The sequence below is a fragment of the Sphingopyxis sp. genome (genome assembly GCF_035998905.1).
GTDB lineage: Bacteria > Pseudomonadota > Alphaproteobacteria > Sphingomonadales > Sphingomonadaceae > Sphingopyxis.
This window is the reverse complement of the sequence record NZ_DASYHG010000018.1, coordinates 78,634-98,233: the sequence shown is the minus strand read 5'-3', so window position 1 is coordinate 98,233 and position 19,600 is coordinate 78,634. Positions and strand designations below refer to the sequence as shown.

Annotated in this window: 20 protein-coding genes; 11 read left to right on the top strand and 9 right to left on the bottom strand. The window is 65.6% G+C overall.

Annotation, left to right across the window (positions count from 1 at the left end):
• Positions 1–40: 40 nt before the first annotated feature.
• The 5 genes from VGN62_RS09275 to lgt are packed head-to-tail and all read right to left on the bottom strand — an operon-like array spanning position 41 to position 4,666.
• On the bottom strand, positions 41–1,447 hold the full coding sequence (locus VGN62_RS09275; protein WP_327453019.1) for a DASS family sodium-coupled anion symporter: 1,407 nt from the start codon (positions 1,445–1,447) through the stop codon (positions 41–43).
• Positions 1,448–1,454: 7 nt separating this feature from the next.
• The gene (gene pgeF / locus VGN62_RS09270; RefSeq protein ID WP_327453017.1) at positions 1,455–2,222 is read right to left on the bottom strand and encodes a peptidoglycan editing factor PgeF; all 768 of its coding nucleotides are present in this window, start codon (positions 2,220–2,222) and stop codon (positions 1,455–1,457) included.
• On the bottom strand, positions 2,219–2,737 hold the full coding sequence (locus VGN62_RS09265; protein ID WP_327453015.1) for a GNAT family N-acetyltransferase: 519 nt from the start codon (positions 2,735–2,737) through the stop codon (positions 2,219–2,221). Before VGN62_RS09265 ends, pgeF begins: the two co-directional genes overlap by 4 nt.
• A complete protein-coding gene (locus VGN62_RS09260; protein ID WP_327453013.1) occupies positions 2,734–3,738 on the bottom strand; it encodes a class I SAM-dependent methyltransferase in 1,005 nt (334 codons plus the stop codon). The genes VGN62_RS09265 and VGN62_RS09260 overlap by 4 nt, the downstream gene beginning before the upstream one ends.
• Before the next feature lie 52 nt (positions 3,739–3,790).
• Positions 3,791–4,666, bottom strand: coding sequence for a prolipoprotein diacylglyceryl transferase (lgt, locus tag VGN62_RS09255; protein WP_414713267.1), 876 nt, complete (start codon positions 4,664–4,666; stop codon positions 3,791–3,793).
• A gap of 77 nt (positions 4,667–4,743) precedes the next feature.
• Between lgt and VGN62_RS09250 the strand changes: the two genes are divergently transcribed.
• The 5 genes from VGN62_RS09250 (at position 4,744) to VGN62_RS09230 (ending at position 10,088) form a co-directional block, all read left to right on the top strand.
• Positions 4,744–6,456, top strand: a complete 1,713-nt coding sequence (locus VGN62_RS09250; protein ID WP_327453011.1) for a class I adenylate-forming enzyme family protein — start codon at positions 4,744–4,746, stop codon at positions 6,454–6,456.
• Positions 6,457–6,486: 30 nt separating this feature from the next.
• Complete coding sequence (locus VGN62_RS09245; protein ID WP_327453009.1) at positions 6,487–7,338, top strand: cytochrome b/b6 domain-containing protein; 852 nt, start codon at positions 6,487–6,489, stop codon at positions 7,336–7,338.
• The gene (locus VGN62_RS09240; protein WP_327453007.1) at positions 7,335–8,114 is read left to right on the top strand and encodes a molybdopterin-dependent oxidoreductase; all 780 of its coding nucleotides are present in this window, start codon (positions 7,335–7,337) and stop codon (positions 8,112–8,114) included. The genes VGN62_RS09245 and VGN62_RS09240 overlap by 4 nt, the downstream gene beginning before the upstream one ends.
• A 38-nt stretch (positions 8,115–8,152) precedes the next feature.
• Entirely contained in the window at positions 8,153–9,400 is a 1,248-nt protein-coding gene (locus tag VGN62_RS09235) for a cyclopropane-fatty-acyl-phospholipid synthase family protein (RefSeq protein WP_327453005.1), read from the top strand.
• A 61-nt stretch (positions 9,401–9,461) separates the two neighbouring features.
• Positions 9,462–10,088, top strand: a complete 627-nt coding sequence (locus VGN62_RS09230) for a hypothetical protein (RefSeq protein WP_327453003.1) — start codon at positions 9,462–9,464, stop codon at positions 10,086–10,088.
• 6 nt (positions 10,089–10,094) lie between these two features.
• Here VGN62_RS09230 and VGN62_RS09225 read toward each other — a convergent pair whose 3' ends face one another.
• Complete coding sequence (locus VGN62_RS09225) at positions 10,095–10,532, bottom strand: DUF1801 domain-containing protein (RefSeq protein WP_327453001.1); 438 nt, start codon at positions 10,530–10,532, stop codon at positions 10,095–10,097.
• A gap of 48 nt (positions 10,533–10,580) precedes the next feature.
• On the bottom strand, positions 10,581–11,540 hold the full coding sequence (locus VGN62_RS09220; protein ID WP_327452999.1) for a YafY family protein: 960 nt from the start codon (positions 11,538–11,540) through the stop codon (positions 10,581–10,583).
• Between the two features lie 83 nt (positions 11,541–11,623).
• On the opposite strand from VGN62_RS09220, the gene VGN62_RS09215 reads away from it, so the two are divergent.
• The 6 genes from VGN62_RS09215 to VGN62_RS09190 all read left to right on the top strand — a co-directional run bounded on the left by VGN62_RS09215 (position 11,624) and on the right by VGN62_RS09190 (position 17,652).
• Positions 11,624–12,187: a hypothetical protein gene (locus VGN62_RS09215; RefSeq protein WP_327452998.1), complete on the top strand. Its 564-nt coding sequence runs from the start codon at positions 11,624–11,626 to the stop codon at positions 12,185–12,187.
• Positions 12,188–12,264: 77 nt separating this feature from the next.
• Positions 12,265–13,482 (top strand): argininosuccinate synthase, encoded by a 1,218-nt coding sequence (locus VGN62_RS09210; protein ID WP_058536710.1) that lies wholly within the window; start codon positions 12,265–12,267, stop codon positions 13,480–13,482.
• A 41-nt stretch (positions 13,483–13,523) separates the two neighbouring features.
• The gene (locus VGN62_RS09205) at positions 13,524–14,003 is read left to right on the top strand and encodes a hypothetical protein (protein WP_327452993.1); all 480 of its coding nucleotides are present in this window, start codon (positions 13,524–13,526) and stop codon (positions 14,001–14,003) included.
• 378 nt (positions 14,004–14,381) lie between these two features.
• Positions 14,382–15,392, top strand: coding sequence for a threonine aldolase family protein (locus VGN62_RS09200; RefSeq protein ID WP_327452991.1), 1,011 nt, complete (start codon positions 14,382–14,384; stop codon positions 15,390–15,392).
• 50 nt (positions 15,393–15,442) lie between these two features.
• The gene (locus tag VGN62_RS09195) at positions 15,443–16,351 is read left to right on the top strand and encodes a DMT family transporter (protein ID WP_327453234.1); all 909 of its coding nucleotides are present in this window, start codon (positions 15,443–15,445) and stop codon (positions 16,349–16,351) included.
• 35 nt (positions 16,352–16,386) lie between these two features.
• The gene (locus VGN62_RS09190; protein WP_327452989.1) at positions 16,387–17,652 is read left to right on the top strand and encodes an alpha/beta hydrolase family protein; all 1,266 of its coding nucleotides are present in this window, start codon (positions 16,387–16,389) and stop codon (positions 17,650–17,652) included.
• Here the strand turns inward: VGN62_RS09190 and murA are convergent.
• Both murA and VGN62_RS09180 read right to left on the bottom strand, forming a co-directional pair.
• Positions 17,639–18,925, bottom strand: a complete 1,287-nt coding sequence (murA, locus tag VGN62_RS09185) for a UDP-N-acetylglucosamine 1-carboxyvinyltransferase (RefSeq protein ID WP_327452987.1) — start codon at positions 18,923–18,925, stop codon at positions 17,639–17,641. The genes VGN62_RS09190 and murA overlap by 14 nt on opposite strands.
• 43 nt (positions 18,926–18,968) lie before the next feature.
• On the bottom strand, positions 18,969–19,430 hold the full coding sequence (locus tag VGN62_RS09180) for a hypothetical protein (protein WP_327452985.1): 462 nt from the start codon (positions 19,428–19,430) through the stop codon (positions 18,969–18,971).
• Between the last annotated feature and the right edge of the window lie 170 nt (positions 19,431–19,600).

The window sequence follows — 19,600 nt, the reverse complement described above, 5'->3', positions numbered from 1 at the left end:
ATAGCGCCTGAAGTTTCGTTTGAAACTATATTGCGTGGGATCATCCGATCATCGCGATGGTCCAGATCACTCCGATCAGCAGCGGCACGCCGATGATGTCGAGTGCGAGTCCCGCCTTCAATATGCGTGGCAGCGCGATATGGCCGGTTGCCCACGCCAGCGCATTCGGGCCGGTTCCCGACGGCAGCATGAAGCCCCAGCTCGCCGCCATCGCGACGGGCAGCGCGAGCAGGACGGGGTCGACGCCGGTCGCGGCGATCAGCGCGGCGAGCACGGGCATGATCCCGCTCGCGGTCGCGACATTGCTCGCAAACTCGGTGATCAGGATGGTGAGCGCGACGATCGTGGCGGCGAGCAGGATCGTCGGCACATTGCCGAGCGGGGCCAGCACCGCGCCGAGCCAAGCCGCCAGCCCGCTCGCGGTGATCGCCGCGGCGAGTGCGAGGCCGCCGCCGAACATCATGATGACGCCCCACGGCGCGCGGTCGGCCTCTTTCCACAGCAGTAGCGGGCGCCCGGTGCCGTCGGGAAGGATGAAGAGCAGGAGGCTGCCCGCGACCGCGATCGTCCCATCGGTCAGCGCACCCTTGGGCAGCATCGGTTCGAGCCAGGGCTGCGCGATCCACGCGACGAGGACGATCAGGAAGATCGGGACGACGCGCCGTTCGGCGGTCGACCAGATCGCCTGATTGCCGAGCGCGGCGGCGGCCGCCGTGCCGTCGAAGGGATGATCGGCAAGCCGCTGGACGCGTGCGAGGATCCACATCGCGATCGGGGTCGACAGCAAGACGATGGGGACACCGTAGACCGCCCAGTCGAGGAAGGAGATGCGCAGGCCGAGCGCCTTTTCGATAAGTCCCGCGGCGATGGCGTTGGTCGGGCTGCCGACGAGCGTGCCGAGCCCGCCGATCGACGCGGCGAAGGCGATGCCCATCATCACCGCGCCGGCGAAGCCCTCGGTCTCGCCGTCCCGGACGCCGCCGGCGCGCACGACGGCAATCGCGATCGGAATCATGATCAGCGCAGTCGACGTGTTCGAGATGAACATGCTCAGCAGCGCGGTTGCCGCCATGAAGGCAAAGAGCAGACCCGATGCGGTGGGCGACGCGCGTTTGAGCAGCGCGAGGGCTAGGCGCCGGTGCAATCCGACGCGCTCGATCGCGAGCGCGAGAAAGGCGCCGCCGAGGATCAGGAACAGGATCGGCGAATAATATTCCTTCGCGATCGCATTGGCGTCCATGACGCCAAAGGCGGGTACGGTCAGGAAGGGCAGGAGCGCGGTGACGGTCAGCGGCAGCGCCTCCGTCATCCACCAGATCGCCATCAACACCGTCAGCGCCGCGACGCGCCAGGCGGTGACCTCCATCCCGGCAGGCGCCGGGAGCAGAAGCATGATGCAAAAGACGACGAGCCCGCCGATCAACCCCAACCAGCGCGTGCGCGTCATCGACCCCTTATCCTCCCGTCAGTCCGATCACCGACAATTGGCGGCCATAGGAATTTTCCCCTTTGTGGCACGCGCGGCGATAGCTGAAATAGTCTTGCCCCTCGGCATAGGTGTCCTGCCCGCCGATGGCAATTCGCGTCACGCCCGCCGCGGCGAGCCGTGCGGCGACATAAGCGGCGATGTCGAACATCGCATGGCCGGGCTTGCCCGCCGCGAAGAAGCGTTCGTTCGCGGGATCGTCCGCAAGGAAGCGCTCGACGAACGCCTCGTCGACTTCATAGGAGGCGCGGGCGATGCACGGGCCGATCGCGACGGCGATATCGGTGCGGCGCGCGCCAAGGCTTTCCATTGCATCGAGCGTCGCGTCGGTGACCCCGGCCAGCGCCCCCTTCCAGCCCGCATGCGCTGCGCCGACGACGCCGGCATCGCGGTCGGCGAACAGCACCGGCACGCAGTCGGCGGTCAAAATGCCGAGCAATATGCCCGGCGTCCGGGTCGCGAGCGCGTCGGCCTCGGGCCGCGCGCTGAGATCGGTGTTACCATCGACGATCACGCAGCGATTGCCATGGACCTGATAGACACCGGTCAGCGCCGCGCCCGGAAGCACCGCTTCGGCGACGCGCCGCCGGTTTTCGGCGATCAGCGCGGGGTCGTCGTTCGATCCGAGGCCGCAGTTGAGCGAGGCGAGCTCGCCTGCCGATACGCCGCCGCGGCGGCCGAAGAAGCCGTGCGCGATGCCGTCGAGCGACGGGGCGGTGACGAACGGCGCCGTCACAGGTCGAGCCTGAAGAAACGGTCCTCGTCGATATGGTTGCCGACGCGAAAGGCGTTGCGGCCGACGTCATAGAAGCCGTAGCGGCGATAAAAGGCCTGCGCGCGGTCATTCTCGGTAAAGACCGAGAGATAGAGGATTGCGGCGCGCTCGCGCGCCCAGCCGATGCCCCAGTCCATCAGCGCCGCCGCGACGCCCGTGCCCTTCGCGGCTTCGGCGACATAAAGCTGGTGCAGTTCGGCGGCCTTGTCGGTCGGCTGGTCCGCGGGCAGGTCGAAGTCGAGCGGACCCATCTTGATATAGCCGAGGATCGCGCCCGCAGAGTCGCGCACGACCCCGATATCATGGTCGTCGCTCGCGATCTGTGTGCGCACGCGGTCGGGCGGGTTCCAGCTCGACAGGAAAAGCGCAAGGTCGGCCGGGTCATAGATATGGCCGAAGGTGTGCGTGAAGGATGCTTCGGCAAAGGCGGCGATCGCCTCGGCATCGTCGGGCGTCGCCAATTGGACGGCGGTCATGCGGTGTCTCCTGTAAATCCTGCGGGTGCGGGCCAGCCCGGCGCGGTGAAGGCCATCACCTTGAACAAATCGCCCATCGCGCGCGGTTCGACCAGGCGGTCGCGCTGCCCCTTCAATTCGTCGGCGCGGGCGGGTGCTGCGGCGGTCAGCGATTGCAATCGCGCGTCGATACCCAGCCTTTGCAGCCAGTCGCCCTGCGTCGTCAGCGGGCTGACCGACGCGCGCGCACTTTGCGCGGCTTCGGCGAGCGCGGTGAAATCGACGTGCGCGGTCAGGTCGACTTCACCGGGGTCGGCGAAGGGGTCGACGAAGCGGTGCGCCTTCACCGCCTGCAGCGTGTCGCCCGCGGCGGGGCCGGCATAGCCATAGTCGATCGCGAGCATCGCACCGCCTTGCCGCGCGAGGCGAAAGGCGCAGCGCTGCATGATCGCTGCCGAAACCGGCGTCGTTTCGACGATCGTCGCTTCGGGCTTGTCGCGCAGCACCGCCGGTATGGCGTCGTCGGCGGGGACACTGCCCGCGACCGGCGCCAGCGCGCCGGCGCCGCGCTCGACCATGCGCTCGCGCCAGCCATCGCTGGTGCGGACATATTGGTGGATCGGCAAGGCGTCGAAAAACTCGTTCGCGACGATGATCAGCGGCGCGTCGCCGGGCAGCGCGTCGACCTCGTCATGATGCTCGGCGGCGGGCAGGCGCGTCAGCTGGGCGGCGCGCAGCGTCGGACTCGTCTCCACAAGGTCGATGCCGGCTGGGGTGCAGCCGAAGCGCGCCATCGTGCGCAGTGCGTCGGCGGCGAGGGTGCCGCGACCGGGGCCGAGTTCGACATAGCGAAACGCGGGGCTGCCCGCGCGCGACCAAAGGTCGGCGATCCAGATGCCGACCATTTCGCCGAACATCTGGCTGATTTCGGGCGCAGTCGTGAAATCGCCCGCGGCGCCGAGCGGGTCGCGGGTCGCATAATAATGGCCGTTGGCCGCCGCCATATAGTCGGCGACTGTCATCGGCCGCGCCGCCGCGATTTCGTTTATCAGCTCGTCGGGGCTTGGCGGTCCGTCACGCAACGCTGTCGAGTCCGGCGACCGGCTCGATCCGCTTGCGGCGGCCCTTTGCGGTGGCGACGAGCCAGAAGCCGATCAGCAGCATCGGCACGGTGAGTGTCTGGCCCATCGTCAGCCCCCACGACAGCGTGCCGAGCTGGACGTCGGGCTCGCGCACGAACTCGACCGCAAAGCGGCTGAGGCCATAGATGATCGCCGCCATGCCGAACAGGAAGCCGGGCTTGTAGCGCGCGTCGGTGCGCCAGAAGAAAAAGGCGAGGATCGCCATCATCACGATGCCTTCGAGACCCGCTTCGTAAAGCTGGCTCGGGTGGCGCGGATCCATCGTGCCGCTGTCCGGAAAGATGATCGCCCAGGGCACAGTCGTCGCGCGGCCCCACAGCTCGCCGTTCACGAAATTGGCGAGGCGGCCGAAGAAGAGTCCGAAGGGGACGACGCACGCGACATAGTCGCAGAAGCGCAGGAAGCTGAGCTTTTCCTTCTTCGTCACATACCAGATCGCGATCAGCACGCCGATCACGCCGCCGTGGAGCGACATGCCGCCGTCCCACAATTTGAAGATTTCGAGCGGCTTCTGGAGATAGTTGCCGAGGTTGTAGAAGAGCACATAGCCGAGGCGGCCGCCGAGGATGATCCCGAGCATCGCATAGAAGATCATGTCGTCGGCATGGCGCCGCGCCATCGGGGCGCCGGGCTGCGCGATCAGCTTCAGCAAATACCAGTAGCCGACGAAAATCCCGGCGAGATAGGCGAGCGCGTACCAGCGGATCGGCAGCCCGAAAACGCTGAACGCGATCTCGGAGTTTTCACCCATCAACTCGTGGAAGTTCACATATTGCGTTGCTTCGGCTAAGGTTGCAAAAAGAAACATATCGTCGCGCTGTCCTTCCCCAGGAGAGGCCTCCCCATAAGGGGTTAGGCGAGCGAGACCAAGAGGAGAGATACAAGATGCCATCAGCGCTCGATTTGCGCCTGGAAGCCGCTTTTAATCTGATCACCGGTCCGGGGGGACCGATCCAGCTCGGGTCCGTCGAACGCTTCGGTCAGCAGTTGCCCTTCATCACCAACGCGCCGACCAACCTGGCCGATTATGTCGCGTTTTTCTCGGCGATGCACGGCGACGCGACATTCCTCGTCGAAGGCGACGAGCGGCTGTCGTTCAAGCAGGTCTATGGTGCGGCGCGGCAGGTGGCGGCGGGGCTGATCGAAGGCCATGGCGTCCAGCGCGGCGACCGCGTCGGCCTCGCGATGCGCAACGCCAATGCCTGGTGCGTGACCTATATCGGCATCTTGATGGCGGGCGGCTGCGCCACCTTGCTCAACGGCTGGTGGCAGGGGGGCGAGCTCGCTGCCGGGATCGACGATGCCGAGGCGAAGCTTGTCATCGCCGACGTCCAGCGCGCGGCGCGGCTCGAAGAGCCGGGCGTGCAGCACGGCGCGAAGGTCATCACGCTCGATATCACCCAGCCGATCGATCTTGCGATCGCGCCGATCACCGGTGCCGGCGGCAGCGCGGAGACCGAGTTGCCGCGCCTGACGGGACAGGACCTCGCGACCATCCTTTTCACTTCGGGTTCGACCGGCCAGTCGAAGGGCGCCTATTCGCGCCACGAAGCAGTGTGCCAGGCGATCTTCAACTATGTGACGCAAACCGCGAGCATCGTGCATCTCTTGACCGAAGACGGGCAGATGTCGGACATCCAGCCCGCGACCTTGATCTGCACCCCGCTGTTCCACGTCACCGCCGAAGTCCCGGTGTTCCTGCAAAGCTTCGCACTCGGCCGCAAGCTGGTGCTGATGCCGAAATGGAATGCCGAAGAGGCGATGCGACTGATCCAGGACGAGCAGGTCAATTATTTCGTCGGCGTGCCGCTGATGAGCTATGAAATCCTCGTCCACCCGAACCGCCAGAATTACGACCTGTCGACGTGCAAGAGCTACGCCGGCGGCGGCGCGCCGCGCCCGCCCGAGCATGTGAAGCGCCTCGCCACCGAGATGGGCGAGGGCAAGCCGCTGCTCGGCTATGGCCTCACCGAAACGAACGCCGTCGGATGCGGCATCATCAACGAAAATTACCTCGCGAAGCCGATGTCGACCGGCCCCGCCTCGAAGCCGCTCGTCGATCTCGCGATCCTCGACGATGACGGCAATCCGGTGGCGCAGGGCGGGGTCGGCGAAGTGTGCATCCGGTCGGTGTGCAATTTCGAAGGCTATTGGAACAATGAGGCGGCGACCAAGGCGGCGTTCTTCGACAATGGCTATTTCCGCTCGGGCGACCTCGGCTATCTCGACGAGGACGGCTATTTGTTCATCGTCGACCGCAAGAAGGACATCATCATCCGTGGCGGCGAGAATATCAGCTGCCAGGAAGTCGAGGCTGCGATCTACGAGCATCCCGAGACGAACGAATGCGCGGTGTTCGGCCTGCCCGACGAACGGCTCGGCGAGTGCGTCGGCGCGGTCGCGTGGATGAAGCCCGGCAGCAATGTGACCGCCGACGATCTGATCGCCTTCCTCGCCGCGCGGCTCGCACCCTATAAGGTGCCGTGCCAGATCTGGTTGGCGAACGACGCGCTGCCCAAGCTTGGCAGCGAAAAGATCGACAAGGTCAGCTTGCGCAGCCAGTATCGCGAGGAATATGCGGCAAAGGTCGTCGCGTAACCGGACGAAGCGAAGGAGCGAACCGGGACCATGGCCGAGGCTGAAACTCCCGTCGCTCCTTCGGAAGGCGCATCGCCGGTTCGCGTTTATCGCCACCGGCTGCCGGCGCGCATCTGGCACTGGGTCAATGCGTTAACGCTGCTGGTCCTGCTGATGAGCGGGCTGATGATCTTCAACGCCCACCCGCGCCTCTATTGGGGGCAATATGGCGCGAACCCCGATTATGCGTGGCTCGCGGTAGGCTCGACGCCGAAGACGGGTTTCCTGCGCATCGGCGAAACGCGGATCGAGACGACCGGCGTGCTCGGTCGCTGGACCGACGCCAAGGGTGTCGAGCAGACCTGGGCCTTTCCCGGCTGGGCGACGATCCCGACCACCTACAGCCTCGCCGACGGGCGCCGCTGGCATTTGCTGTTCGCATGGGTGCTCGCGATCAGCCTGACGCTCTACATGCTGTGGAGCCTCTTCGGCGGGCATTTGAAACGCGACCTGCATGTCCGCCGCGCCGAATGGTCGCCGCGCCATATCTGGCACGACGTGAAGGACCATGCGCAGCTGCGTTTCCCGAAGGGCGAGGCCGCGGCGCATTATCATATCCTCCAGAAGCTCAGCTATATCGGCGTCATCTTTGTCCTGCTGCCGCTGATGATCGCAACCGGCCTTACCATGTCGCCGGGGATGAATGCGTCGACGCCCTGGCTGCTCGACCTGTTCGGCGGGCGCCAGTCGGCGCGGTCGATCCATTTCATCGTGGCCTGGCTGCTCGTCGCCTTCTTCCTCGTCCATATCGCGATGGTGCTGCTCGCGGGGCCGGTGAACGAGGTTCGCTCGATGATCACCGGCTGGTTCCGGCTGCCGCCCGAACGCAAGGCCGGGCGATGAGCGGGCTGATCCTTCCGCGCCGCCGGTTGATCGCCCGCGCCGGCGGGCTGGTCGCCGCGGCCGGGACCCTGCCGCTGCTATCCGGCTGCGACGCGATCAACGAGGCGCCGGCGGTGCGCAAGATCCTGTCGATGGGCGAGGAGATGAACCGCGCCAGCCAGCGCGCGCTGATGGACCGCGACGCGCTCGCGCGCGAATTCACGCGCGCCGACCTGTCGCCGACCTTTCGTTCGAACGGGACCAAGCTGCCGCCCGGTGCGGCCTATGCCGCGCACGCGGCGGGCGGCTTTGCCGATTGGCGCGTCGAGGTGACCGGCCTTGTCGCACGGCCACTGTCGCTGTCGATGGCCGACATTCGCGCGATGCCGCAACGCACCCAGATCACGCGGCACGACTGCGTCGAGGGATGGAGCGCGATCGGCCAGTGGACGGGGCCGCAGCTCAGCCACGTCCTCGCCGCGGCGGGCGTGAGGGACAGCGCGCGCTACATCGTTTTTCGCTGCGCCGACCGGATCGGCGGCGATCTTTATTATGAAAGCTGCGACATGGTCGACGCGCTGCACCCTCAGACGATCATGGCGTGGGCGCTCAATGATGCGGTGCTGCCGATCGCCAACGGTGCGCCGCTGCGCCTCCGGATCGAGCGCCAGCTCGGCTACAAGCACGCCAAATATCTTACCGATATACAGGCGGTGGCCAGCCTCGATGCGATCGGCGCGGGCAAGGGCGGCTATTGGGAGGATCGCATCGATTATGAATGGTATGCGGGCATCTGAACGCAACCCTTTTGCGGCCCGGATGTTCGGTTCGTAAAATGTCGATCTTGCGTCCGTTTCTCTCCCGGATCATCCGTCAGGGGCGGCTGACCGTCGTCGCGCCCGACGGTTCTCGCGAAGAATATGGGCAGCCGGCGTCCGGTTTTCCCGAGGTCACGATCCGCTTCACCCATCGCCGGGGGATGCGCCGCATCATCCTCGACCCGCGCCTCGGCGCTGCCGAGGCGTTCATGGACGGCGAGATGGAGCTGGCCGAGGGCGACATCATGGACCTCGTCGGGCTGATCCGCATGAACACACCGTGGGACCGGGGCGCGCGGCTGCACGACAAGACATGGCTGGGCCGGCGGGCCGAATGGGTGAAGACGCGGATCGGCTCGATCAACCGGCAGCGGCAATCGCGCGCCAACGTCAAACATCATTACGACATCGGCAACGACCTCTACCGCCTCTTCCTCGACGACGACATGCAATATAGCTGTGCCTATTGGCCGCGGCCGGGGATGACGCTCGACGAAGCACAAGCGGCGAAAAAGGCGCATATCGCCGCGAAACTGGCACTCAAACCGGGGCAGCGCATCCTCGACATCGGCTGCGGCTGGGGCGGGATAGCGATCACGCTCGCGAAACTCGAAAAGGTCGAGGTGCTCGGGATCACGCTTTCCGAGCAGCAGCTTGCGCTCGCGCGCGCGCGCGCCGAAGCGGCGGGCGTCGCCGACCGCGTGACGTTCGAGTTGATCGACTATCGCGATCTCGCCGCGCGCGAGGCCGGGCGCTTCGACCGCATCGTGTCGGTCGGCATGTTCGAGCATGTCGGCGCGCCCAATTTCGAGACCTTCTTTCGCGCCTGCGCCAACCTGATGACCGCCGACGGGGTGATGCTGCTTCACACGATCGGGCGGTTCGGGAAACCGGGGGCGACCGATGCCTTCACACGCAAATATATCTTCCCGGGCGGCTATATCCCCGCGCTCAGCGAGACGCTCGCGGCGAGCGAGAAGAGCCGGCTGATCGTCACCGATGTTGAAACATGGCGCCTCCACTATGCGCTGACCTTGCGCCAATGGTACGCAAGGACGCTCGCGCACGAGGCGGAAATCGTCGCCATGATGGGCGAGCGCTTCTTTCGCATGTGGACCTTCTACCTCGCGGGTGCGACTTCGGCGTTCGAAAGCGGCGGGATGGGCAATTACCAGATCCAGTTCGCGCGCAGCCGCCACGCGCTGCCGCTGACGCGCAATTATCTTGGCGACGCCGAGCGCGAATTCGGCACACGCGGCGTGTGACGGCCGGCATAGCGGGCGCGGCGCGGTTCGGTCAGGGCGCGGGCCGTGAAGGAGGGGGCGAATGGACGACGCCGACTGGGACAAGCGCGACGAGTTCAGCCGTTACCGGCTAGGCAATTGCTGGTCGCTACGCCGTGCGGGGCTGAAAGGACTGCGCGTCGAGGCGCGGATTGTCGGCGACGCCGCGCCGCTGTTGATCCTGACCGGTTCGCGGCGCGGGCGCGCCGAAATTCCCCTCGCCGACATTCGCTGCCTTCGCGCCGCGGTCGATCAGGGCAAGACCCGCGCGCTCGATTTCCATCGCTGCATGATCTGGCGCGACGGCGAGCGAAAGCTGATCCTGCGCCCGATGTGGGGCGGAAAGCTGATCTATGGCCGTCTCGTCGTGCACCTGGCCGAAGAGATGAAACGGATCGGCCGTTTCGATCGCGTCGAGCGCGGGCTGCAGGGCTGGGAATCGGCACTATATGCGCTGCTCATGGTCGTGCTGGCCGGGTTCCTGGGCTATGTCGGCTATGACACGCTGAAAGGCCTTATGCGGCCGATCGAAACGAAAGACATGATTTTTGCCGGCATTGTCTGGGGCTTCAGCGCCTTGTTGCTGATCGGCAGCGTCGTGATGTTGAGCAAGGCGAACCGCCCGCGCGCGGTGCGCAGCCTCAACGATCTGAGGCAGGTCCTGCCTTAGCGTGCCTCAGCCGGGATATCTTTCGTTCATGACATCCCAGCTCAGCACGACGAGCTGTTCGAGCACCTCCAAGTCCACGTCGGCGAGCTTGTTGATGTAAAGGCACGACTTGCCGTTCTTATATTTGCCGAGCCGCGCGAGCAGCGCGTCGGCCTCGGGCTGGCGGTCGCAATAATGGCCCATCAGATAGAGTGTCATCGCGGCCTTGCGCGGGCTGAACCCGGCGCGGCACATCGTCCCCGACCGGCCGCTGTCATAAAGATAGTCGTAGCTGCCATAGCCGATGATCGAGGGCCCCCACATTTTCGGGTCGAGGCCGGTCACGCGGCGGTGCATCGCGTCGATCAGCGCGGCTTCTTCGCGGCGGCGTGCGTCCGGAACTGCCGCGATGAAATCGGCGACGCCGGCTTCGGTGGCCTTCGTCTTGATGTCGGCTTTGCCCATGACCTTTCTCCCTTGCGCCAGATTAGCGCCTTGGTGCCGCAAATCCAGTCAGGCGTGGCGAGCCGCAATCGCGCGCGCGAGCGTGCCGATGCGGCCGCGAAAACTGGCGGGTGCGATCACTTCGACCTCGGCGCCGAGCGCAAGCATCTCGCGTGCGCCATGGTCGCTGTCCTCGATCATCAGCGTCATTTCGCACCAGCCGTTTCCGTCGCACGCGCCTGCCGTCGCGACCGCGTCCGCGCCGCGCGGCGATTGCTGCGCCAGCCGCTTGCAGCCTTCGGGCGAGGCGCGGACGGTTGCGGCGGTCGCGAAAAGTTCGGCCTCGAAACGCGCCTGTTCGGCCTGCCACCATGAGGGCAGGTGGAAATCCCTAGGCCAGTCGAACGTCGCGTCGCGGGCCTCGGGCGCGTGGATGTTCGAAACGCGAAAGACCCTTATCTTTCCGGCGCCGCGCGCCGCGAGGTACCAGGTGCCGGCCTTCATCACTAGGCCGAGCGGCTCGACCGTCCAGTCGCGCAGGCCCTGCCAGCTTTCGTAACGCATCGCGAGCTGGCGCTGGTCGAGCACCGCGCGGGCGATCGCGGGGAGCGAGGGGAGGCTTTCGCGGCTCCGGTACCAATTGACCGGATCGAGATGGAAGCGCGCCGCCATGCGGTCGGCGACCACGCCGCCATCGCCTGGAATCGCGGCGAGCAGCTTGCCGCGCGCCGCGCTCGTCGCAGCGCCGAGTCCGAGTTCGGCGGCTGGACCGGGCAGGCCGATCATCGTCGCCGCCTCCGCCTCGCCCGCCGACAGGCCGGTCAGCCGCGTGCGATAGCCGTCGAGCAACTGGAATCCGCCGCCCGGGCCGCGGTCGCCGTAGACGGGTACGCCCGCCGCCGACAGCGCGTCGATGTCGCGATAGATGGTGCGTTCGGACACCTCGAATTCGGCGGCGAGATCGGCGGCGGTGAGCCGCTGGCGCAATTGCAGCAGGATCAGGATCGAGAGGAGACGGCTCGCACGCATTTTTTCGCTGTAGCAGAAAATAACTGACAGCGAATGTCAGGATGAGCGGCGTAGCAGGGCGGGGTCACCGAGGGAGCGACCCCATGACCGATATCGACCGCCGTACCATCATCGCGCTTAGCACAGGAGCCTTCATGTCCAGCCTCGTCCCCATCGCCGTTTCGGCCGCCATCAATCCCGTCCCCGTCGGCAAGCCCGGCGATTTCGATTTCCTCACCGGTGAATGGCGCATCCACAACAAATTCCGCGAAGGTGAAAAATGGATCGAATTCCCCGGCGAGGCGACCGTCGTCGGCATTCTCGCGGGCATCGCCAGCATCGAGGAGCTGCGCATTCCGGCGCGCGGTTTTTCGGGAATGGGACTTCGCCTGCTCGACGTCGAAAAGAAAATCTGGTCCGACCATTTTGTGAACGCCAAGTCTGGCGTCGTCGCGGTGCCGGGCCAGCTCGGCGTGTTCGAGGACGGCGTCGGCACTTTCCTGTCCGAAGGCGAAGGCGGCGCCGACGGAAATGGGGGCCCCGAACTCTATCGCGGCGTGTGGGACCGGATCACGCCAAAGAGCTGCCGCTGGTTTCAGGGCACCTCGCGCGACGGCGGCAAGACGTGGGACGACAACTGGTTCATGGACTGGACGCGCGTCGCCTGAGGAGGGCCAAGCCGGTTGCACCTTTGGCGGCGGGCTGCTAGCCGCGCCCGCGTCTTTCCCTCGCCAAAGGTGCCATCATGTCCGAGTCCTTCAAGCGCGTTGTCCTCGCCTATTCGGGCGGCCTCGATACCAGCGTCATCCTGAAGTGGCTGCAGGTCACCTATGGGTGCGAGGTGGTGACCTTCACCGCCGATCTCGGGCAGGGCGAAGAGATCGAGCCCGCGCGCGCCAAGGCCGAGCTGATGGGCGTGAAGCCCGAGCATATCTATATCGACGATGTGCGCGAGGAATTCGTCCGCGATTTCGTCTTCCCGATGATGCGCGCCAATGCCCGCTACGAGGGCGATTACCTGCTCGGTACCTCGATCGCACGCCCGCTGATTTCGAAGCGCCTGATCGAAATCGCCAAGGAAACCGGCGCCGATGCCGTCGCGCACGGCGCGACGGGCAAGGGCAACGACCAGGTGCGCTTCGAACTCAGCGCCTATGCGCTGAACCCCGACATCAAGGTCATCGCGCCGTGGCGCGAATGGGACCTGACCAGCCGCACCGCGCTGATCGACTTCGCCGAAAAGAACCAGATCCCGGTGCCGAAGGACAAGCGCGGCGAAAGCCCGTTCAGCACCGACGCGAACCTTCTTCACACCTCGTCGGAGGGCAAGGTGCTCGAGGATCCGTGGGAAGAGACGCCCGACTATGTCTATTCGCGCACGGTGAACCCCGAAGACGCGCCCGACACCCCCGAATATATCACGATCGATTTCGAGCGCGGCGACGGCGTTGCGCTGAACGGTCAGGCGATGTCGCCCGCGACCTTGCTCGCGGCACTCAACGACCTCGGCCGCAAGCATGGCATCGGCCGCCTCGACCTCGTCGAGAACCGCTTTGTCGGCATGAAGTCGCGCGGGATGTACGAGACGCCGGGCGGCGAAATCTATGCGCGTGCGCACCGCGGCATCGAAAGCATCACGCTCGACCGCGGCGCGGCGCATCTCAAGGACGAGCTGATGCCGAAATATGCCGAGCTCATCTACAACGGCTTCTGGTTCGCGCCCGAGCGCGAGATGCTGCAGGCGGCGATCGACCACAGCCAGGCGAATGTGACGGGCACCGTCCGCCTCAAGCTCTACAAGGGCAATGCCAGCGTCGTCGGCCGCAAGTCGCCGCTCAGCCTCTACAGCGAACGCCATGTGACCTTCGAGGACGATGCCGGCGCCTATGACCAGAAGGATGCGGCGGGCTTCATTAAATTGAATGCCTTGCGCTTGAAATTGCTGGCGAAACAGGGTCAGTAAAGCGGCCGGGCACGGACCCGGCCGTTACAGGAGCCTGGTTCATGTTCTCCCTTTTGCTGGCGGCCGCCAGCCTGACGCCTGCGTTCAGCGATGCCAGCTATGCCGACCTCGGCTATGTGAACCGCACCGCGGGCGAGTGTATCGCGCGCTTCGGCACCGGCTCGATCGAGATTCGCCAGGCTTTCAATGAAGCCGACCGCACGATGATCAATGTCGCGGTCGTTACCGGCAAGCCGACGCGCGCGCTGCCTGTGGGCGCCAAGCTGTGGACGAAGTCGAGCTATGGCCCCGCGTGGCGCGCCGTCGTGATCGAATCCTCGCCGCAGCGGCTTCGTTTCGTGGCGCATAATCGTTTCGTCGGCGATCTGTTCGTCGAAGATTCGCTGACGATCGCGCTTCACGAACGCCTCGATGCGGGCAGCATCGGCGATGCTGTTCTGGTTGATGTGGGCCCGGATGTTTCCGGTTTCCGAGGTAAGCTTGCATCGGTGTTCGACTGCGCCGATGGCCTTGGAATCTGAGCATGTCAGCCTAGCCAAATCGATGAAAATGTGAAAGAAATGGGTAGTCGCGCCGTTTAGGTGTGATGCTCCATGCCGAACAAAGATCCCTTTCCCGTCGCGGAATATGAATGGCAACCCTGCCATATCATCGTTCCGCGTACCGGCTTGTGGATCGACCATCATGGCGTTCGTAGCCGACTGCTCCTGCCCGGCCGCTATCTGGTCCGGCGTTCGCGAACCTTCGGGCGCAAACTATACCGTTTTGACAACCGCTGATCGGTGGCGGCCGCGCAGCATGGTGCCAAGCGCCCGTCGACGACGCCGCAGACGTATCCGTCGATACGCAGCAAAAATGAAGGGTTAGCAGCGACGCGCGCCTGCGCTAAGGCGCGGTCCATGACTGCGACCCGCTTTTTCTCCGACAATGCCGCGACCGTCCACCCCGTGGTGATGGAGGCGCTGGCGGCCGCCAACCATGTCGACACCGCCTATGACGGCGATGCGCTCAGCCAGTCGCTCGACGCGGCCTTTTCCGAGCTGTTCGAGACGACGTGCGAAGTCGTCTGGATCCCGACCGGGACCGCGGCGAACAGCATCATCCTCGCGCATTTCGTGCGCCCTTGGCAGGGCATCCTCTGCTATGAGGAAGCGCACATCGAGGTCGACGAATGCGGTGCGCCGACCTTTTATTCGGGCGGTGCCAAGCTGATGACGCTGCCCGGACGCGGGGCCAAGATCGACGCCGAGGCGTTGAAGACCCGGATCGCCGCGATCCGCAAGGATGTGCATCAGGTCCAGCCCGCGGCGATCAGCATCACCAACGCGACCGAATATGGCCTGTCGTGGCGCGCGGGTGAAATCGGCGAGATCAGCGAGATTGCCAAAGGCGCGGGCATGAAGCTCCACATGGACGGCGCCCGCTTTGCCAACGCCGTTGCGTTTCTCGGCTGTTCGCCGGCCGACGTCACCTGGCGTGCCGGGGTCGACGCGCTGTCGTTCGGCTTCACCAAAAATGGTGCGATGATGGCCGAGGCGATCGTCTTTTTCGGCGGCAGCGGCGGGCCGGGGGTGCGCGAGCTCAAGAAACGCGGCGGGCACCTGCTCAGCAAGGGGCGCTTTGTCGCGGCGCAGATCCGCGCGATGCTCGCGAACGACCTGTGGCTCGCCAACGCCCGCGCCGCAAACGCCGGTGCCGCCAAGCTCGCGGCCGCCTGCGGGAGCCGGCTGATGTATCCGGTCGAGGCGAACGAATTGTTCGTCCGGCTGACGGCCGAGGAAGCCGCGAAGCTGCGCGGCGCCGGGTTCGATTTCTACGATTGGGGCGAGGGCGCGGCGCGCCTCGTGGTCAGCTGGGATCAGGATGCCGAAGCCGTCGCGCCGCTGGCGTCCGCGATCGGCGCGCTGTGAGCGCCGAGCAGCCGCTCACGCTGCTCAGCCCGAGGGTGCTGTTGCCCTTCATGCTGGTGACGTTGATCTGGGGTTCGACATGGATCGTCATCACCGGGCAACTCGGTGTCGTGCCGCCCAGCTGGTCGGTGACCTATCGCTTTGCCGTCGCGGCGATCGCGATGTTCGCCTTTGCCGCAATGCGCCGCGAGCCGCTGCTGCTCGCGCCGCGCGCGATGCTTTTCGCGCTTTTGCTCGGGATCGCGCAATTCGCCTTCAACTTCAACTTCGTCTACCGGGCGGAACAGCATATCACCTCGGGCCTCGTCGCAGTGCTGTTTGCGCTGTTGATCGTGCCCAATACCTTGCTTGGCCGCGTCTTCCTGAAGACGCCGCTCGAGGGGCGTTTCCTCGCGGGTGCCGGGATCGCGATCGTCGGCGTCGGGCTGATGATCCTGCAGGAATATCGGGCCGCGGCGCTCGATGCGGGCGAGGTGCTGCTCGGCACGGCCCTGACGCTCACGGGGGTGATGAGCGCGTCGACCGCCAATGTGATGCAGGGAACGCATCTGGCGCGCGCGCAGTCGATGGTGGTGATGATCGCCTGGGCGATGCTCTTCGGCGCGCTCGCCGACGGCAGCTATGCGTGGATCACGACCGGGCCGCCGGTGGTCGAGCCGACCGCGACCTATATCGGCGGCGTACTCTACCTTGGCGTGATCGCGAGCGCGGTGACCTTCCCGCTCTATTTCAACATCATCCGCGCGGTCGGGCCGGGGCAGGCGGCTTGGTCGAGCGTGCTGATCCCGATTATCGCTATGGGCTTTTCGACCGCGTTCGAAGGCTATCGCTGGGCGATGCTGTCGGTTGCCGGCGGTATCGTCGCGCTGATCGGGCTGGTGATCGCGGTCGCGAAGCGGCCCGAACGGCCGTCGGTCAGCGGCAATATGGTGTCGGTGCCCGTCGAACCCGAAAGCTAGTTGCCATTGCTGTGTTGGTTATATAACACAGTCTTATGAAACATCTCCTCGGCGGCATCGCCCTTCTCCTCGCTCTTCCCGCAACGCCGGCCCTGGCGCAGGTCGCCTGCGCGCCCGGCACCTATGCGGCGCCCGACGGCGATTTCGTCGTGCTCGTGAAGTCCCCGGCGGTGGCGGCTCCCGGGCTGCGCTATCTGTTTCGTGACGGCCGCCGCGGTGCGACCACCGATGCCGGCGTACCCCTTAAGTGCGGAACCGGCGACGTGACCGTTGGCGGCAAGGCCTGGACACCGATCGCCTTTCGCGAGACGCCCGTGACCTTCGACAGCGTGGGCACGAAAATGACCGGCGTGCTGATCGAGCCGCCGGGCGCCGACACCAAGCGCCCGCTTGTCGTCATGGTCCACGGGTCCGAACGCACCTCGCCGATCGGCGGTATCTATGGCTATGCGATGGCCGCGCAAGGGATCTCGGTCTTCGTATACGACAAGCGGGGCACGGGCGGATCTGAGGGCGAATATACGCAGAATTTCGAACTGCTCGCCGAGGACGCGGCGAATGCGCTGGGGCAGGCGCGCAGCATGGCGGCCGGCCGCTATGCCCGCGCGGGCTTTTTCGGCGGCAGTCAGGGCGGCTGGGTCGCGCCGCTCGCGGCGACACGGACCAAGGCCGATTTTGTCGCCATCGGCTTCGGCCTCGTTGCCTCGCCGATTGACGAAGACCGCGAGCAGATGGTATCCGAGGTCCGCGCCGCGGGGCTGGGCAAGGATGCAGAAGCGCTCGTCAATCGCCTGTCGCAGGCGACGGCAGGGCTGCTGTTGTCCGATTTCCGCATCGGCTATGACAAGCTCGACGCGGTGCGGGCCGAAATGGCGGGCAAGCCGTGGGCCGCGAAGATCGAGGGCGAATATAGCGGCGCGATTGCGCGGATGCCGAGCGACATGCTCAAGCGGATTGGCCGTGCGCGCGTCGACAATCTCGAACTGATCTGGGACTATGACGCGGTCGCGGCGTTGAGGAAGCTCGACGCGCCGCTGCTCTGGGTGCTCGCGGGCGAGGATCGCGAGGCGCCGATCGAGACGACGCGCGGCGCGCTGCTCGGCCTCGCGAAGCAAGGCAAGCCGGTCGACGTCTATCTCTTTCCCCAGACCGATCACGGCATGTGGGAATTCACCACCGACGCAAACGGCGAACGCCAGGTCACGCGGATCACCGATGGCTATCTGAAATTGCTCGCCGACTGGATCAAGCGCGACGAGCGCGGCTCTTATGGCCGCGCCGAGCGGCTTACCCCGCGCTGATCCGTTCGATATCGGCGCCGACCGCCTGCAGCTTCTCCTCGAGCCGCTCGTAACCGCGGTCGAGGTGATAGACGCGGTTGACCTCGGTCGTGCCTTCGGCGGCGAGGCCCGCGATGATCAGGCTCATCGAGGCGCGCAGGTCGGTCGCCATCACCGGCGCGCCGATCAGCTTCTCCACCCCGCGCACGACGGCGCTACGTCCGCGCACGTCGATGTCGCAGCCCATGCGCGCGAGTTCGGGGACGTGCATATAGCGGTTTTCGAAGATGGTTTCGGTGAACAGCGACGCGCCCTTGCCGAGCGTCGCCATCGCCATGAACTGCGCCTGCATGTCGGTCGCGAAGCCCGGATAAGGCGCAGTCGACAGGGTGACGGGCTCGGCGCGGCCCGACATGGCGACGCGGATACCGCCCTTGGTCTCCTCGACGGTCGCACCCGCCTGGCGGAGCGCAGCGAGCGTCGCTTCCATCTCGTCGGCCTTCGCACCGACCAGTTCGACATCGCCCTCGGTAATCACGGCGGCGCAGGCATAGCTGCCCGCCTCGATCCGGTCGGCCATCACTCGATAGGTTGCGCCGTGCAGGCGGTCGACGCCTTCGATCGTCAGCGTTTCGGTGCCGATACCCTCGATATGCGCGCCCATCGCGACAAGGCAGTTGCACAGGTCGACGATCTCAGGCTCGCGCGCCGCATTTTCGAGCACGCAGGTGCCTTTGGCGAGCACTGCGGCCATCAGCGCATTTTCTGTCGCGCCGACCGACACGACGGGGAAGGTGAACTTGCCGCCGGGCAGGCGTCCGCCGCCGGGCGCACTTGCCTTCACATAGCCCGACGCGAGTTCGATCTCGGCCCCGAAAGCTTCGAGTGCCTTCAGGTGGAGGTCGATCGGGCGGTTGCCGATCGCGCAGCCGCCGGGCAGCGACACCGTCGCTTCGCCTGCGCGTGCGAGCAGCGGGCCGAGCACCAGGATCGACGCGCGCATCTTGCGCACAATGTCATAGGGCGCGACGGTCGAGGTCAGCGTCGTCGTGCGTGCGGTCATCACGCGGCCGAAATCCTCGGGGCGCGAGCCTTCGATCGTCGTCGAACAACCGAGCTGGTTGAGCAGGTGCCCGAACCCGTCGACGTCGGCGAGCCGCGGCAGGTTGCGCAGCGTCAGCGGCTCGTCGGTGAGCAGCGCGCAGGGCAGCAAGGTGAGCGCCGCATTCTTGGCGCCGGAGATGGGAATACGGCCCTTGAGTCGCTGGCCGCCGCGAATGACGATTTGATCCATCGGCTGTCTTTAGCGCATGCGCGAAGCCGCGCAAGCCGACTAGCTATGTAGGATGATAGCCCCCGTCACCGTCGAACTGGGTCCTTGCCTCGCGTTCGCCCTTGCCCATGAAGATATAGCCGACGACGCCGAGGATCAGCAGCAATATGGCAAGCAGCGGGACATCGCCCTCGGTCGCGATCCGCAACGCCATCCACACCACCGAAAGCACGCCGGTCAGCAGGAATAGCTTCTGGTTGTTGGTGGCGAAACCGTAAGTGGCACGGCCGTCCGGGGTTCGGACGACGTGAACACCCTTCTGGTCGAAGGCGTTGTAAAGATAGAAGCGGCCTTGCGTCCCGGGGGTCAATTCGTCGGCGACATTCTGTTTGACCACGGCATTGCGGATAGTGCGCGTCGGCCCGCTATCGGGCTGGAAGGTGATGGTGCGAAAGACGGACAGGCCGCCCCGCGCGCGCCGCAGTTCGGCGGATTCGACGCGTCCGTCGATGATCGATGTCGTCATGTGTCGGCTCTCCCTGTTGCGGTGGCGCGACCCGGCGCGAAAGCTAATCGATCAAAGGCGGCAAGGAAAGCCCGGTGATTGGTTAAGTCATTCGGTGCATTCCACGCTTTCTTCGTGGCGCTGATGCCCGAAATATGAAACCATGGCGGCTTAGACGGAATGCGTAAGGG

Excerpts from the sequence above, each read along its gene's own strand:
- VGN62_RS09275 (WP_327453019.1), bottom strand. The coding sequence starts at position 1,447 with ATGACGCGCACGCGCTGGTTGGGGTTGATCGGCGGGCTCGTCGTCTTT.
- VGN62_RS09265 (WP_327453015.1), bottom strand. The coding sequence starts at position 2,737 with ATGACCGCCGTCCAATTGGCGACGCCCGACGATGCCGAGGCGATCGCC.
- VGN62_RS09260 (WP_327453013.1), bottom strand. The coding sequence starts at position 3,738 with ATGACAGTCGCCGACTATATGGCGGCGGCCAACGGCCATTATTATGCG.
- lgt (WP_414713267.1), bottom strand. The coding sequence starts at position 4,666 with ATGTTTCTTTTTGCAACCTTAGCCGAAGCAACGCAATATGTGAACTTC.
- VGN62_RS09250 (WP_327453011.1), top strand. The coding sequence starts at position 4,744 with ATGCCATCAGCGCTCGATTTGCGCCTGGAAGCCGCTTTTAATCTGATC.
- VGN62_RS09245 (WP_327453009.1), top strand. The coding sequence starts at position 6,487 with ATGGCCGAGGCTGAAACTCCCGTCGCTCCTTCGGAAGGCGCATCGCCG.
- VGN62_RS09240 (WP_327453007.1), top strand. The coding sequence starts at position 7,335 with ATGAGCGGGCTGATCCTTCCGCGCCGCCGGTTGATCGCCCGCGCCGGC.
- VGN62_RS09235 (WP_327453005.1), top strand. The coding sequence starts at position 8,153 with ATGTCGATCTTGCGTCCGTTTCTCTCCCGGATCATCCGTCAGGGGCGG.
- VGN62_RS09230 (WP_327453003.1), top strand. The coding sequence starts at position 9,462 with ATGGACGACGCCGACTGGGACAAGCGCGACGAGTTCAGCCGTTACCGG.
- VGN62_RS09225 (WP_327453001.1), bottom strand. The coding sequence starts at position 10,532 with ATGGGCAAAGCCGACATCAAGACGAAGGCCACCGAAGCCGGCGTCGCC.
- VGN62_RS09220 (WP_327452999.1), bottom strand. The coding sequence starts at position 11,540 with ATGCGTGCGAGCCGTCTCCTCTCGATCCTGATCCTGCTGCAATTGCGC.
- VGN62_RS09215 (WP_327452998.1), top strand. The coding sequence starts at position 11,624 with ATGACCGATATCGACCGCCGTACCATCATCGCGCTTAGCACAGGAGCC.
- VGN62_RS09210 (WP_058536710.1), top strand. The coding sequence starts at position 12,265 with ATGTCCGAGTCCTTCAAGCGCGTTGTCCTCGCCTATTCGGGCGGCCTC.
- VGN62_RS09205 (WP_327452993.1), top strand. The coding sequence starts at position 13,524 with ATGTTCTCCCTTTTGCTGGCGGCCGCCAGCCTGACGCCTGCGTTCAGC.
- VGN62_RS09200 (WP_327452991.1), top strand. The coding sequence starts at position 14,382 with ATGACTGCGACCCGCTTTTTCTCCGACAATGCCGCGACCGTCCACCCC.
- VGN62_RS09195 (WP_327453234.1), top strand. The coding sequence starts at position 15,443 with ATGCTGGTGACGTTGATCTGGGGTTCGACATGGATCGTCATCACCGGG.
- VGN62_RS09190 (WP_327452989.1), top strand. The coding sequence starts at position 16,387 with ATGAAACATCTCCTCGGCGGCATCGCCCTTCTCCTCGCTCTTCCCGCA.
- murA (WP_327452987.1), bottom strand. The coding sequence starts at position 18,925 with ATGGATCAAATCGTCATTCGCGGCGGCCAGCGACTCAAGGGCCGTATT.
- VGN62_RS09180 (WP_327452985.1), bottom strand. The coding sequence starts at position 19,430 with ATGACGACATCGATCATCGACGGACGCGTCGAATCCGCCGAACTGCGG.